This window comes from Rubripirellula obstinata (assembly GCF_001642955.1).
GTDB lineage: Bacteria > Planctomycetota > Planctomycetia > Pirellulales > Pirellulaceae > Rubripirellula > Rubripirellula obstinata.
This window is the reverse complement of record NZ_LWSK01000004.1, coordinates 1-14,195: the sequence shown is the minus strand read 5'-3', so window position 1 is coordinate 14,195 and position 14,195 is coordinate 1. Positions and strand designations below refer to the sequence as shown.

At 55.7% G+C, this 14,195-nt stretch carries 13 protein-coding genes; 8 read left to right on the top strand and 5 right to left on the bottom strand.

Features of this window, described 5'->3' with window-relative positions; genetic code table 11:
* Positions 1 to 53 precede the first annotated feature (53 nt).
* The 4 genes from fabG (at position 54) to RC85_RS02210 (ending at position 3,677) form a co-directional block, all read left to right on the top strand.
* Positions 54 to 812, top strand: a complete 759-nt coding sequence (gene fabG, locus RC85_RS02225; RefSeq protein WP_068258256.1) for a 3-oxoacyl-[acyl-carrier-protein] reductase — start codon at positions 54 to 56, stop codon at positions 810 to 812.
* 180 nt (positions 813 to 992) lie between these two features.
* Positions 993 to 1,238: an acyl carrier protein gene (acpP, locus tag RC85_RS02220; protein ID WP_068258255.1), complete on the top strand. Its 246-nt coding sequence runs from the start codon at positions 993 to 995 to the stop codon at positions 1,236 to 1,238.
* Positions 1,239 to 1,401: 163 nt separating this feature from the next.
* Positions 1,402 to 2,646: a beta-ketoacyl-ACP synthase II gene (gene fabF / locus RC85_RS02215; RefSeq protein ID WP_068258254.1), complete on the top strand. Its 1,245-nt coding sequence runs from the start codon at positions 1,402 to 1,404 to the stop codon at positions 2,644 to 2,646.
* Positions 2,647 to 2,828: 182 nt separating this feature from the next.
* Entirely contained in the window at positions 2,829 to 3,677 is an 849-nt protein-coding gene (locus RC85_RS02210; RefSeq protein ID WP_084422292.1) for a hypothetical protein, read from the top strand.
* 378 nt (positions 3,678 to 4,055) lie between these two features.
* On the opposite strand, the gene RC85_RS02205 is transcribed toward RC85_RS02210, so the two are convergent.
* The 3 genes from RC85_RS02205 to RC85_RS02195 form a co-directional block, all read right to left on the bottom strand.
* Entirely contained in the window at positions 4,056 to 4,268 is a 213-nt protein-coding gene (locus RC85_RS02205) for a hypothetical protein (RefSeq protein WP_149752733.1), read from the bottom strand.
* A gap of 231 nt (positions 4,269 to 4,499) precedes the next feature.
* Positions 4,500 to 5,780: an ATP-dependent Clp protease ATP-binding subunit ClpX gene (clpX, locus tag RC85_RS02200; RefSeq protein WP_068258251.1), complete on the bottom strand. Its 1,281-nt coding sequence runs from the start codon at positions 5,778 to 5,780 to the stop codon at positions 4,500 to 4,502.
* A gap of 241 nt (positions 5,781 to 6,021) precedes the next feature.
* Positions 6,022 to 6,294: an SHOCT domain-containing protein gene (locus tag RC85_RS02195; protein WP_238383081.1), complete on the bottom strand. Its 273-nt coding sequence runs from the start codon at positions 6,292 to 6,294 to the stop codon at positions 6,022 to 6,024.
* Between the two features lie 488 nt (positions 6,295 to 6,782).
* Here RC85_RS02195 and RC85_RS02185 point away from each other — a divergent pair, with 488 nt between their 5' ends.
* Entirely contained in the window at positions 6,783 to 7,736 is a 954-nt protein-coding gene (locus tag RC85_RS02185) for a protein-tyrosine phosphatase family protein (RefSeq protein WP_160148113.1), read from the top strand.
* 16 nt (positions 7,737 to 7,752) lie between these two features.
* Here RC85_RS02185 and RC85_RS02180 read toward each other — a convergent pair whose 3' ends face one another.
* Together RC85_RS02180 and RC85_RS02175 are read right to left on the bottom strand one after the other, a co-directional pair.
* Positions 7,753 to 8,724: a UbiA family prenyltransferase gene (locus RC85_RS02180; RefSeq protein ID WP_068258247.1), complete on the bottom strand. Its 972-nt coding sequence runs from the start codon at positions 8,722 to 8,724 to the stop codon at positions 7,753 to 7,755.
* A 226-nt stretch (positions 8,725 to 8,950) separates the two neighbouring features.
* Complete coding sequence (locus RC85_RS02175) at positions 8,951 to 9,934, bottom strand: hypothetical protein (protein ID WP_157593861.1); 984 nt, start codon at positions 9,932 to 9,934, stop codon at positions 8,951 to 8,953.
* 289 nt (positions 9,935 to 10,223) lie between these two features.
* Between RC85_RS02175 and RC85_RS02170 the strand changes: the two genes are divergently transcribed.
* From RC85_RS02170 to RC85_RS02160, 3 genes are all read left to right on the top strand, one after another.
* Positions 10,224 to 11,684, top strand: a complete 1,461-nt coding sequence (locus RC85_RS02170) for a hypothetical protein (RefSeq protein ID WP_068258359.1) — start codon at positions 10,224 to 10,226, stop codon at positions 11,682 to 11,684.
* Between the two features lie 119 nt (positions 11,685 to 11,803).
* The gene (locus RC85_RS02165; RefSeq protein WP_200836756.1) at positions 11,804 to 12,649 is read left to right on the top strand and encodes a hypothetical protein; all 846 of its coding nucleotides are present in this window, start codon (positions 11,804 to 11,806) and stop codon (positions 12,647 to 12,649) included.
* A 36-nt stretch (positions 12,650 to 12,685) separates the two neighbouring features.
* Positions 12,686 to 14,011 carry a DUF11 domain-containing protein gene (locus RC85_RS02160; RefSeq protein WP_068258244.1) on the top strand — a complete coding sequence of 442 codons (1,326 nt, stop codon included), beginning with the start codon at positions 12,686 to 12,688 and terminating at the stop codon, positions 14,009 to 14,011.
* Positions 14,012 to 14,195: the final 184 nt, after the last annotated feature.

The following is a 14,195-nucleotide window of genomic DNA, read 5'->3' as shown; positions in this document are numbered from 1 at the left end:
CCAGCTACGATTTAACTCACAAAACTAAAACTGTTTTACAAAGCAAGAACAACATGGAACTGAATCTCTCCACCGACCTGTCCGGTCAAGTCGCCATCGTCACTGGCGCATCGCAAGGACTTGGAAAAGCAGTCGCGATCGCACTGGGAATGAACAAAGCGACCGTGGTCTGCATGGCTCGCAACGCCGACAAGCTTGCCGATACCGTTGCCCAAATCGAAGCCGCCGGTGGCAAGGCCGAAGCGGTGTCGTGTGACGTGACCGACCGCGAAGCTGCAAAGTCGGCGATCGAAAATGCCAATAAGACGCACGGTGGACTTCACATCCTGGTCAACAACGCCGGCATCACTCGCGACAAATTAATGCGAGGCATGTCGGACGAAGAATGGGACAGCGTGATCGCGACGAATCTGACTAGTTGCTTTGTTTGTTGCCGTGCGGCGGCGGGCATCATGCGTCGTAAGAAGTATGGCCGGATCATCAATATGGCTTCGATTTCGGGCATGATTGGCAACCCGGGGCAAGCGAACTATTCGGCGTCCAAGGCGGGCATGATTGGGTTCACTCGCACGATCAGCAAAGAATTAATCAGCCGCGGCGTGACCGCCAACACGGTGGCCCCCGGATTCATCGAAAGCGAAATGACCAAGGAACTCGGCGACGTGGTCCTGGAAGAAGCCAAGAAGCGAATTCCGGCTAAGAAGCTTGGTCGAGCCGAGGATGTTGCCGCCGCCGTGCTGTTTTTGGCGTCCAAAGATGCTGGTTACATTTCCGGTCAAACCCTGGTCGTCGATGGCGGCATGATCGGCTAAAACTTGGTTTAGAAGAGCAAAAGCAAATTGGTTACAGCCGTATTGAGGCTGTTTCCAGCGAAAACAGCGGCTTTTCAACAGCGTATTGACGCGTTTCGCCCGTTTCACCTATCTTTTCACTGTTATCTCGATCGTCTTTCTCCTTGAAAGGCGTCGCTCAGCAACCACTAGAGACTGCCCATGGCCTCCATCGAAGAACGCGTGATCGACATTGTTTCCGAACAACTCGGTGTCGACAAAGACAAAATCACTCGCGAAACCTCGTTCGTGAACGATCTCGGTGCCGACTCGCTCGACACCGTTGAACTCGTCATGGAACTTGAAGAAGAATTTGACATCAGCATCCCTGACGAATCTGCGGAAAAGATTCAAAAGGTCGGCGAAGCAGTCGAATTCATCGAATCCGCCAAAGGCGAAGACGACTGATTCCGTCGGATGACGGAACCCATCGAATTGACAAACACCATTGCCGCCCGCCAAGCTCGAATCTGCCGCCAAGGCATTTTTGCACTGACGCGGGCGGCATTCGTTTTCCTAGGACACGCTATCGTCCAGGACCAACCATCGCGAGAATCCAACGGTGACGCAAATGAGTTCTTCCCAACGTCGTATCGTCATCACCGGCGTCGGTGTCGTTACTCCGCTTGGATGCGAAGTCGAATCTTTTTGGAAGCGACTAACGGCGGGCGAAAGCGGCATCCATGATTTGTCGATGGACACCGAACGCTACAAAGTTCACTTTGGCGGCGACATTCCTGAATTTGATGTCACCGAAGTCGTGGACGCTCGCGAAGCAAAGCGATTGGACCGCTTCACCCAATTCGCCGTCCACGCTGGATACCAAGCGATCAAAGATTCCGGCATCGATTTTGATTCAGTCGATCGTCACAAATGCGGCGTCGTTTTGGGCAGCGGTATCGGTGGACTCGGTGAGATCGAAGTGCAAATCGAACGCATGCTGACCAAGGGGCCCGACCGCGTCAGTCCCTTCACCGTGCCAAAGATGATGGTCAACGCCGCTGGCGGGAATCTTTCGATCACCTACGGTTTGAAAGGCCCCAACTACGCCGTCGCGACCGCGTGTGCCAGTGCGACCAACGCGATGGGTGACGCAATGCGAAGCATTCGATTGGGCGAAACAGATTTCATGCTGACCGGTGGAACCGAAGCTGCGATTACCAACATGGGTTTGGCTGCGTTCCAAAACATGAAAGCTCTTTCGACTCGCAACGACGATCCAACCGCCGCCAGCCGCCCGTTCGATGCCGACCGTGATGGTTTTGTGCTTGGCGAAGGTGGCGGAGTGTTGATCTTTGAAGAACTGGAACACGCGAAAGCTCGCGGAGCAAAAATCTACGCCGAGGTATTAGGTTACGGCACCACCAGCGACGCTGGGCATATCACCGCACCAGACCCCGAAGGCCGAGGTGCCGCCGCGGCAATGCAAGCCGCGATCGATGACGCCGGGATCTCCGCCAGCGAGATTGATTACGTCAACGCACACGGCACCAGCACTCCGTTGGGCGACAAGGCCGAAACGGCAGCGATCAAAGCCGTCTTTGGCGATCACGCAAAATCGGTTTCGATCAGCAGCACCAAGAGCGCCCTCGGGCATTCGCTGGGAGCCAGCGGTGCAATCGAAGCGATCATCATGTGCAAGACGCTGCAAACCGGTTTGATTTCACCCACCATCAACCTGGACACCCCCGACCCGGCCTGCGATTTGGACTACACGCCCAACGTCGCCAAAGAACGCGACGTCAAGATCGCGATGAGTAACAGTTTTGGTTTCGGCGGCCACAACGCATGTGTGGTTTTCGGCAAGCACGAGTGAGCGAATTGCCGTAACTCGCTGAGGCTCGCTACGGCCTACGGCATCCAGCATTTACTGATGTAGATGTAGGCCGTAGCGAGCCCCAGCGAGTTACGGCATCAGCATCCGCTCGCGTAGGCCGCAGTAAGCCCCAGCGAGTTACGGCATCCAGCATCTACGTTACAATGCCACGCATGACCAACATGCTGGAACAGGCCGAATACATCGAACAGGGACACCTGTTTCAATTGCTGCGTGAACGGTTGGCCGACGAAATGCCGATGCAGGAATTGCTGCGGCAAGCTCGCTATGAATTATTGGCGACAACCAAGTTGCCGATCGCGATCGATTATCTACTTACTGAATTGAAACATTCAGGATTGATGTCGCCAGCGATGTACAAGCTGGACCATTACTTCACGCCGTTCCAATCGTACTTGATTGCCCAAGCGGAAGAGGAAACCGGTCAGTTCACTATCGCGGCCGCGCTGCAAGTCTTGGAAGCCGAGGCCAAGTATCGATCGGGTGACGGATCATCGCCGCAAGGTTTGTTCTTTTATCACTTCGAGGTGCTGTGCCGAAGCCGGTTGAACTACGACAAGGGCCTGACCGCAATCTCCGCCGACCCGATGTACGACATGCCGTGGAAGAAATGGATCTTGATGCTGCGGGCGCAGATTGGATTGGTGGAGACGGCGGATTTGCTGTTTTTGGCCAGTGAAGATTACCGCGACCGAATGATCGAGGCGGGGGAATCGGTCGAAGGCAAAGGCCCGTTCCTGTTTGGCGTCCGCGAAGGCAAGATCGCCTTTGGCAACCGCCGCCAAGATCCACTGTTCCTGTTCGCCGCGATGCAGCGACACCTAGGTTACCCGCCGGTTCCCCGTATCCAAGTTCTCGACGAAAACCCCGATATGATCCCTCAGCTTTCAAGACGCATCGAGCGATTAGAAATGCGAATCAAGATCATGGAAGAAGAAAAACGCGGCGGCTTGGACATCACCAAGTTCTACGAAAAGCACAAAGATCAAATGCCAGACCTGGATCTGTAGGACCGTGATCCAAGTAGGCCGAATGGAGCCAAAGTGACGTTCGGCATCGGGCATCAGGTTTTTCAACCTCGCGGGCGTGAGAGAACGTCCGGCTTAGTTCCTAAGGCATACCGGCCTGTCGATTAAAGTGAGCCGCGACGCGTGAGCGGCCGGGCCCACCGCACCAGAAGAGTAGGCCGGAACAAGCTTAGCGCAGTTCCGGCAATCCAACGTAGTACCATGCAATTGCCGGAACTGCGCAAGGCTTGTTCCGGCCTACATTGCTTTCGCCCCAGCCGGGGCTTCGGTTTTTGTTGCGTTTGATTCCGTGGGTCAAGACCCACGGCACCGAGCTTCCGTCCCATCCGGGACTAACAAGAGCCTGACCCGGTTGTACGACTATGCTTCTTGCAATTCTTCAACCGACGCCATGCAAACCAAAGACAAATGGGTGCCACGAAGAATGCCCCTGGGATCGCGAACCAAAACATAGGCCGTCAGGTCGCCAACGGCGACATCTTTGTGATCGTTGACGGTGTACTGCGAACCGTCGTTCATGGTGATCTTAACCGGCCCAGTGTCGATCAACTTAAGAAGTTCTTCTCGGTCCATTGATTCACCTTTGATCAAAACCCAGCCCCGCTGGTGCGTCGAATGCCGCACCAATTCTGTTTAACACCGTACCCTGGTGGCTGATGGTAGTCAAAAAGGAGATTCCGGATGTCGCTTTGGCTCCATTCGGCCTACGAAGACTACGAGCATGGCAAACCCACCGGAGCAAACGAAAAACGCCCAAGCGGTTTAGGCTTGGGCGTCGTTTCGTTTTGGTTCGTTGATCGAGAGCTATGCACTCTTGGTCGTGGGCATCGTGAACAGTTTGTTCGTTCCCATCACGATGCTTTCGTCGATCGTGAACAACGTGCCGTCTTTTTGGTCGGGCAAGTCGTACATGATGTCCAACATCGTTTCTTCTAGGATGCCGCGAAGTCCACGTGCTCCCACGCCCTTGTCCAGTGCTTTTCTAGCAACACAATGCAGTGCGTCGTCGGTGAAGTTAAGCTCACAACCTTCCATCGCAAACAGAGCTTGGTACTGTTTGATCAGCGAGTTCTTAGGCTCGGTCATCACTTCGACCAATCCGGCTTCGTCGAGCGGTTGCAGGTAGCTGACCACTGGCAAACGTCCGACCAATTCGGGAATCAAACCGAATTGCAGGATGTCTTCGGTTTGCACCTTGGCCATCAGATCCGAATCGGATTCTTCGTTGCGAACACTATCGCCGCCGCCGAAACCAAGCGTCTTGTGCCCAAGACGTTTACGGATGATGTCTTCGATGCCCGTGAACGTTCCGCCAACGATGAACAGAATGTTGCTGGTGTCCAGTTGAATGTACTGCTGTTCGGGATGCTTCCGTCCGCCTTGCGGTGGAACGTTGGCAACGGTTCCTTCCAGCATCTTCAGCAAGCTTTGCTGGACGCCTTCGCCCGAAACATCGCGAGTGATCGAAACATTGGCACTGGTCTTGCCGATCTTGTCCACTTCGTCGATGTACAAGATCCCACGCTGAGCCGCATCGACATCGAAGTCGGCTGCGTGAAGCAATTTCAGCAACAGGTTTTCGACGTCTTCGCCAACGTACCCGGCTTCGGTCAGCGTTGTCGCATCGCCGATTGCAAAGGGAACGTTCAGCATGCGAGCCATCGAACGAGCCAGCAACGTTTTACCGCTGCCGGTTGGCCCGGCCAGCAGAATGTTGCTCTTTTCGATTTCAACTTCGCCGTCGCCTTCCCATTCGCTGTTGAGTCGCTTGTAGTGGTTGTGAACTGCGACCGCCAAGACTCGTTTTGCCGATCCTTGTCCGATTACATATTGGTCCAAGTGCTCGACGATTTCGCGAGGTGCTGGGATTTCATTGAACAGGGCCTTGCTGGGGCCGCGGCGTTTCTCTTCTTGATCAAGAATCGATTGGCACAGTTCAATGCATTCGTTGCAGATGTAGACGTCGCCGGGCCCTTCGACGAGTGGTCCAACATCGCGGTAACTTTTACGACAGAAAGAACAGAACGCGTTCTTTTTGTTCGTTGATGTTCCGCGACTCTTGGTGGGTGTGTCCTTCGAAGGCATGCGCTACTCCTGATAGTGACGCACCGGATTGAGTACCGATTGCATCAGGATTCATTGAATCACGAAACAGCGGCGACTTTGAAAGTCACAGATGTACGTGTTGGGTTTCTAAACGGTTATATTTTCCGTCTCGCATGCCCAAGTGGATTTGGGAGGGCAAACAGTCGGATAGGGTTGTCCTTCAATCTTCGCGGTGGATGTGAAGATCAAAGATGCGAATCTAAACTTGGGAGTTACCGATTCAACGATCTGAATCGGTCGATTCGTTTTGCGGGTCAGCGTCAGTTGTCGCGGTTGCAACGTCGTCGGCTGGTGCGTTCTTTGATTCACCCGTGCGAAGATGCTGGGTTCTTGCTTTTATAGTTCGGAATTCTTCGTCCGTGATGTCACCGTTACGATGCATTTCTCGCAAGTTTGCGAGGGCGTCGGAGGCCACTTCCTGGTCCTCAGCGACATAGTCCCGACAGCTTGCCACGATATAAAATCCAGCAGCAATCAGGACACACAGGATCACTACGGCAGCACCAGATTGTACGACAGGCGAAGCGAGTAGATCCGACATAACCCTTCTAGCTCAGTCCGCGATCGGTTGTGAGAGTTGTACGCAACTGAGACTTGTCAGTAACCATGGTATCCTCGTTCAATCAACAATTGGCAATTGGCAGAAAGGCGTTCTTCGGTTTCCTCGGTGAGCTTCTTTTGCGGGCTTCCCCGGTGAACCTCTTTGGATGACAGTGTCTTCAAATCGTTTCGATCAAAAGCGTTGTCCTCCGCCCAGCTCCATGATAGGAGTGTCCAGTAAGTGCAGTCCATGATTTTTGACCGACTTAGCCCGGTTTTTCCAGTTTCACTGCGTTGGTTCCAGCGTTTCACGAATTCCTTAAATTTACCCTCTTTACCCGTGGTCCGCCAACACCGGATTTTTCTCGTAAGATGACACCCAGCACGGACCATTCACAACCCGTTACGGTTGCGAAGCACGGATTGCGATACAATCTGTCCATGAAGAAACTCATCTCTCTATGCTGCTTATTTGCAATAATTTGCTGCTCGTTGATTGGTGTCGCCGAAGAGACTCGCCACGACGCTGGTGAGGCAGTGAAAGCCTACCCGCGGAAATGCAGCTTTGACCATTTGCCGAATTCAGTTCAGCTTCACGCTGGTGTGATTTCAGGCAGCCTGCCCGCCGATGACCAAGCTTTTGAAGAACTCGCTAACCTTGGCATCAAAACGATCATCAGTGTCGATGGTGCGAGGCCGGACGTCAAAGCCGCCAAACGACATGGGTTGCGATACGTTCATTTGCCGCACGGATATGATGGCGTCCCTGATCAACGTGTGATGGAACTGGCCAAGGCGTTTCGCGATCTTGGTGGCCCGATCTACATTCATTGCCACCACGGCAAACACCGAAGTCCAGCCGCGGCCAGCGCCGCCTGCGTCGCAGGCGGTATGATCCCGCCGTCCGACGCCAGGACCGTGCTGGAAATGGCGGGAACCGACCCGAATTATCGCGGGTTGTACCAATCCGCGGATCGGGCCAAGCGGGTGCCCGACGAAACACTGGACCAGTTGGCAGTTGAGTTTCAAGAAGTGGAACAAGTGCCTGCGGTCGCCCAGGCGATGGTGAACATCGAACACACGCATCATTATTTGAAGCTGATCGCTGCCGCCCAGTGGAAGTCGCCTCAGCAACATCCCGACTTGGATCCTGCGCACGAAGCTCTGATCTTGCGAGAGCATTTCACAGAACTGCTTCGTAGCGAAGAAACACAGAACTGGCCAAAACCGATTTTGCAATTACTGCGAGACTCAGAGACGGATGCTCAAAAGCTAGAGACCGAGTTACGCAACGGCATGCGGCCTGGCAACCTAAATCAAATCTCTCAACGCATCTCGGCGAATTGCAAGTCTTGCCATCAACAATTCCGCGACACACCGCTTTCGGAAAAGTGATCTCATCGCAATCGATTCAGGTTACGCGAAACGCTTTCGCCAGCAGCAAGGCGGGGACCACCAACCCGAAGATCGCCAATCCCCAGACCTGACCTGCGCCCAAGAACGCGAACGCGGCTGACAATGGGATGATGGTTAGAATTCCAATTTGCATCGTGACTTGAATCTTGGCCGGTGTGGGATCGCGTACTGCTCGGAAAGCTCGCACGACGACGGGGAAGGCGATCAGTCCGATCAGCATGGGGAACGTGAATCGCAAATCTGCCAGATGCCATCCGATCGGTGCTCGTTGCAATTGCGGTGCGACGGCCAACAAGACCGCTCCGAACAGTGTCACCAACGTGCCGGTCGGCAAGTTCAACGACGGGCCACCTTCCGCTTCACGACGACCAAACTGGGTCAGCCCCATCACGTAGACTCCCATCCCGACGCCGATTCCCAGCACGTACTTTGGAATCGTGAACCCGTCGGCTGTCCCCAGCAGCGGTGATGCACCAAGTAAAAAGCTAAGCACTCGGCAACCGCCCATTGCAACGGGCGCGATCGGAGTTTTCTTGAGCGGGCCGTTGTACGCGACAATCGTCACGCCAAGCAGGCTGGCGATCACCATTGGCAACCAGGTCGATTCATAATTCGCCGACGGAATATATCCGCTGGCACCGCCAACCAAGACACCGACAATCAACAGCAACCAACCGGCCGTCTTGGCGGCACCGATTGAGATTAATCCTGACGCCAACGGTCGCGTGCTACGTTTTTGACGATCAATATCGACGTCAAAAACATCGTTCAAGATCATGCCGGCCCAATAAAGGAAAACACCGGCAACCGCCACGCAGGCCAAGCGTCCGATCGGTGTCGGTCCACCGGAAACCAGCAAGAACGCGGCACCGACGTCGGCGAGGACGGTAAAGACGTTCGGTAGTCGGACAAGTTGTGCCCAAGCGAACAAGGCGGAAGGTGGCTGGCGATTAGCGGGTTTGGACAAGGCGAATGACTCTGTGCGGGACTCTACAAGGAAGCATGTTGGTTTGCTTGATTGTAGACCAACCGTGTTTCCGTTGAGAGTGCAGCATTGGTAGACGTTTGATGTAGGCCGGAACAAGCTTAGCGCAGTTCCGGCAATCGGGCGCAATACCATGCAATTGCCGGAACTGCGCTGCGCTTGTTCCGGCCTACGTTATCCGATGCTAACGCGGTTTAACGGAAAACAACTACCGCCTGAGACTTCGGCGTTCGCTTTCAGTCAACCGGACGCCGTAGGCTCGCATGTAGCGATCGGTTTCGTTGATGATGTCAACTTCGGCGTTTTGGTTTTCAAAGCGAAAACGTTCTGGCGGCGGGGGATCGATCGAGCGTAGCGAATAGATTTCGATCAACGTAATCAGCGGACCGTTTTTGCTGGTCGTGTAACCATCTTTTTCAGGCACCAAGATCGGATCACCGCGGAACTCCATTCGGACGGGCAACCACTTTCCAAAGCCAGTTTTGGGATCCGGCTGAGTGGCGATCGCGACGCGAATTTCAGTTGGGTAGAGCTCTGGCCATTCTCCGCGTCCAGAATCCGCCAAAACGGTTTGCCGAACCTCCGGTTTCAGATTTCCAGTAATCACAAGCACCTTTTGCTCGGACAATGTCGCTGAACCAAGCTTGACGTGATAGTCGTTGTTGAGCGTCAGCAACAGTTCGGCCCAACCGCCGACCAGTAAACGTGGTGGCAAGCCCAGTGCTCGCGAATCGGGCCGAATCCATTCGTCCAATCGAGCGACATCGACACGCCGCAGTGAAACGACGCCGGCAATCTCGTTTCGCGTCCACGCCAAACGGCCGTCGCTGATTTGACGCAGCGAGTGTTTGCCGTGTCCGTCGTGCATCGACAATTGCAGGTGATAACATCCCGTGCCACCGCCCGCTTGTTCGTAGCTGCCGACGCCGACAACATCGTGCTGTGAAACATGAACTGTTTCACGAACCATCGCGTCAAAGGCTGGACCGCCAACCATGTGCTTGATGACCCGAACCAACAATTCTTTCGCAGCCGGGTCAGAGGTTAGCTCCGTGCCGCGAACTTCCATTTGATTCTGCGTCGTTTCTGCTTCAGCGTCGCTTGCGTTGACGGCATCCGATTGGGCTGCTGCGTTAACGGCGACCGCCAAGCAGAACAGAAAGCAGGTGAACCGGTTCATGATGAGTTTCACGGAGGGTTTCATCAGGATTGGAATATGCCGGTCGGACTTCATGGGATGGTTATGACGGTTTTTTCAAAGATTCAGGTGTCAACATGCCGATGACCCCCTAAGCAGTCATTCCGGCGCGTCCGGTTCGATTGCAAAATGGAGTTGCAGAGTGATCCTAAAGAGCGATCGCTTGGCAAGTCCAGCCAGAAAACACATGCGGCTGCCATTGGAAGGCAAACGCACCTTCCCAACAGCCGGCGTCGGTCCCGAAACCCGACGCTCACGAATTACCCAAGGAACGGGGGATACGATGAAACGAATCGTCACTCAATTGTCGCTACTGGCGGCCACGGCGTTGATCGCCACCGGGTGTGCACCGGTTCGCCATAATCTGCCACCCGAACAAAGGCTCGCACAGCCCGGCCCCGGTGTCGGTGGTCCCGGTCCCGGAGTCATGGGTTCGCCAATGATGGGCGGCCCGATGGGCGGCCCAGGAATGATGGGCGGTCCCATGGGCGGCCCGGGAATGATGGGCGGTGGAATGATGGGTGGCGGGATGCCGCCGGGAATAATGGGCGGTGGTCCAATGCCACCGGGTGCCATCGGTGCGGCTCCCATGGGAGTCATGCAAAGTGCACCGCTTCCAATGTCCGGCACTTCAGCGTCCGCCGGTAAGCCTGCCGTTAATCAAGTGAACTACAACTGTTCTTGCGGCGGCGGATCCTGCGGCGGATCAGGTTCCTGCATGGGCGGCGGTGGCGGACTGGGATCAAACATCCCACAAGGCGGCGGAGTTCTTTCCAGTGCTCCGATGCTGGCCAGTGTTCCGTCAACCGTTCAAGTCACCTTCGGCAGCCCCGAAGGCATGCAAGTCAAGTACGACGCAACCGGCGCATCGATGTTCGACAGCGAACCGTTGGTCGTGCCGGCTCGTCAGAACTTTCCTCAAGGCGGTTTGTATCGCTTGAAGGTGACCAACATTCAGGCTCGTCCCGGTGTTGAACTGTACCCAACGCTTGAACTGGCCTACGCCAATCCTCGCACCGGTGCCTACCTTGCTCACAACTCGGTGCCCGTTCAGTTCACCGAAGAAGACTTTGACCAAGTGCTGACCGGCAACTTCGTCACCAAAGTCATCTACCTTCCAGATCCAGACTTCCAAGGTCCAGCTCTGGCCGGTATCGATACTCTTGTTAGCACGCGACTTGATCCAGGCGTCGATCCAATCGTCGAAGCCGACCGTCGCGGTTCGATCCTGGCGATCATTCGCTTGGGCGACAAGGACATCGAAATGGCTGGTTCAGGCGGAATCGCTTCGGCCGGCGTCATGATGCCACCGATCGCAGGATTGCCTGCTCCATTCGCAGCAGCAATGACCGAAGGTTGCGGCGGACCTGGTGGTGGCGGACCTGGCGGTGGACAATGTGCTTCGGCTCCTATGGGCTTGCCCGGTATGGTCGCTGGCATGACGGCACCTCAATACGGCATGCCAATCACCGGCACACCGATTGGGCTTCCCGGACCACCTCACATTCCATTGGGGTCGCCCGCTGGATTGAAGAAGCACGTCATCAAGAACCACACTCCGATGCACATCCCGCGTCCAGTGGAAAAGATGAAGATCAACGTTCGGCAACAACCGGGATACAGTTATCCCAACCCTGTTAGCCGCGTGAAGATCACCGAGCAGAACATCAATCCAGGTGTTCCAGCAGGCCGCGGGCTGTACCAACACGCCAGCCAACGAGTCGATCCGAACTGTAACCAGTAAGCTTGATCGTCTGGACTGAATGAATTGCAAAAACGCGGTGTCGATGGAAACATCGCACCGCGTTTTTTGTTTGAAACGATTTGGAAGCTGGCTTTACCTCTCGCATGAGAACCCGAACGATGAACCGTTCAATCGCATCCACTTTGAAATCAACCTCGGCGGCAATCGCCGTGACGTTGATCGCGACGGTCGCCTCGCTGACTGGGGCGCTGGTCGAATCAGCAAACGCAGCCGACCCGTCCAGCTACCTGGGCCAAGGCAGCCCGATCGGTGCAGGACAACATCGCCTGCAACGCAGCGACATGCCACCGGGTTACATCGGAGCGATGCAGCGTAACGTTCGCGGCCCCGTGATGACCTACTTTCAACCGGTGGCTTTCCATGGCCCCGGAAAAACCGAATTCGCGTTGTCCAGTTCGGACACGTTCATGGAAACTGAACCAGACCTGGAAGCCGGATTGATGGTTGGCAGCGTCTATCGATTCAAGATGACAACGATCCCAGGCTACGAAGGTGCGGAACTGTACCCGACGATCGAAGTGATCGATCGCACGTATCCGCCACCAGGCTTGGCGACGAAGTATCCCATCGAGGTTTACCTTGACGAGGACGACATTCAAGCGGCACTGGACGGACAAATGGTGACTCGAGTGGTCTATCTGGAAGATCCGCAAACCGCATCGCCGCTTCCGCAGACTCAAGCGGCCGAGCGACCGATCGAAACGACTTATTACCAGGACGCATTGGAAGTCGCCGACCGTTTCGGTCGCCCTGTTGCGATCGTCCGCATCGGCAGCGTCGCACCGCCAAGATCACCAGCACTGATGCCACGATTCTTTTTCGGTTCCCCCGCCTGGGCACCGATCGTAAAGCCGGAAGTGGTTTCTGCGGCGACCCAGTATCCGGCGACGCAGTATCCAGCGACTCAGTATCCGGCGACTCAGTATCCAGCGACGCAGCAGTAGACGAATTACCTCTTAGTGAACCAACGGACGGCCGCAATGCGACTTTCATTGACACAGTTTATCTTGACGCTATCCGGCATCGTGTTGGTTGCGTCCGGCTGCGCGTCACCGTCGATCCAAACAACTGCATCGAATGCGGGGATGCCGGCGGGGGGAATGCCGGTAAGGGAGATTCCGCCAAGGACCGGGCCGCCCGCTCAAGCTAGTCAGCAGGCTCCACTTCAACCATCCGCGCCGCTCGCCAGCGCACCCGTCAACATGTCAGCCAACGCAGGCGTGACGCAAGTTGGTTTTCAAGTCGAATCCTGCCAATCCGGTGCATGCGGCGACAATTCATGCGGCGATATTTCATGTGGTGGCAGTTCGTGTGGTTCGGCTTGTGGTTGCGGCCAGCCCTGCAACACGACTCCGCACGTGATCACGCCGCCGATGGGCCCTCAAAACGCTTATGGAATTGACGGCCAAGAATTCCTGTGTGACGGTGGCGACCATTCACCCGGTGCCCGCGTTCGCCGCGATGACACCATCGTCGGACTGCAACCCGAAGACACCATCGTCCACTACACGACCGAAGCGGGCGACATCGAAGTCAAAGCCAGTAATCGTGTCTGCGTTTACGCACCGCGTTTCAAATCAGTCCGCAAAATCACGGGTGCTCTTTCAGGTGATCACGCCGTTGGACTGGCCGGAATCGATCGCCAAATTGGTGCCAACAATCTGGAAGTCAATGAAGGCGGTGTCGTGATCGGCGAATCCATCGAACTCGGGCATGCCGAAGTCGCACGCTCGCTCGATGCGATGCGGCATCGTGATCGTGGCGTGCCAGTTGAAGGGATTCTGCAAATCGAAGAAGCCACCGATGTGTTGGCGGCACTTGTCGGTTTAACGTTCGACCAAATCAGCGAACTGCGTGACGACCAGAAAGCGTTGGTCGAAGAACTCGCGTTGGCTGCGGTCGCATGGACAGCTAACGAATCGCTGGAAGCGGCGATCGAGGACTTGAAGGCTCCCGTGCTGACTCGCGACCAGAGCGTCGAAGGGCTGACGATCTACGAATTCCCCGAAGCGGGACGATTGCAGATTTGCAAACTGGCTGATCGCCCCGACGCCAAGCCAGGCGACATCGTCAACTTTGCCATCCGCGTCGAAAACGTCGGCGATTCAGCCGTCAACCAAGTCGTGCTGACGGACAACCTGACGACGCGGCTGGAATACGTCGCGGAAAGCCAAACGTGCAGTGCGGGTGCAGAGTTTGAAACGATGCCCAACGAAGGTGAATCGTTGCAACTAATCTGGAAGTTGACCGACAAGCTTCGCGTCGGCGAAAGTGCCACGATCCGTTTCCGCTGCCGAGTTCGGTAACGAATCCAATCGTTAAACCGCGTGGGCGATGCCCCACGCGTTTCGTCCCGCATGGACGCGCGGGGCGATGCCCAACGCGGTTAAACGGGTTAGGCCCGGAGGGCCGGCAGCTCCCTGCCGGGTGCGCGAGCACCCGGATGGCTGCCCCACATCAATTCTCTGGCTCGGTTTCGCGGCGTAGCCG

Coding starts and splice junctions, on each gene's coding strand:
- RC85_RS02205 (WP_149752733.1), bottom strand. CDS start 4,268: ATGGACCGAGAAGAACTTCTTAAGTTGATCGACACTGGGCCGGTTAAG.
- RC85_RS02165 (WP_200836756.1), top strand. CDS start 11,804: ATGAACCGTTCAATCGCATCCACTTTGAAATCAACCTCGGCGGCAATC.
- RC85_RS02160 (WP_068258244.1), top strand. CDS start 12,686: ATGCGACTTTCATTGACACAGTTTATCTTGACGCTATCCGGCATCGTG.
- RC85_RS02210 (WP_084422292.1), top strand. CDS start 2,829: ATGCTGGAACAGGCCGAATACATCGAACAGGGACACCTGTTTCAATTG.
- RC85_RS02185 (WP_160148113.1), top strand. CDS start 6,783: ATGAAGAAACTCATCTCTCTATGCTGCTTATTTGCAATAATTTGCTGC.
- RC85_RS02170 (WP_068258359.1), top strand. CDS start 10,224: ATGAAACGAATCGTCACTCAATTGTCGCTACTGGCGGCCACGGCGTTG.
- acpP (WP_068258255.1), top strand. CDS start 993: ATGGCCTCCATCGAAGAACGCGTGATCGACATTGTTTCCGAACAACTC.
- fabG (WP_068258256.1), top strand. CDS start 54: ATGGAACTGAATCTCTCCACCGACCTGTCCGGTCAAGTCGCCATCGTC.
- fabF (WP_068258254.1), top strand. CDS start 1,402: ATGAGTTCTTCCCAACGTCGTATCGTCATCACCGGCGTCGGTGTCGTT.
- clpX (WP_068258251.1), bottom strand. CDS start 5,780: ATGCCTTCGAAGGACACACCCACCAAGAGTCGCGGAACATCAACGAAC.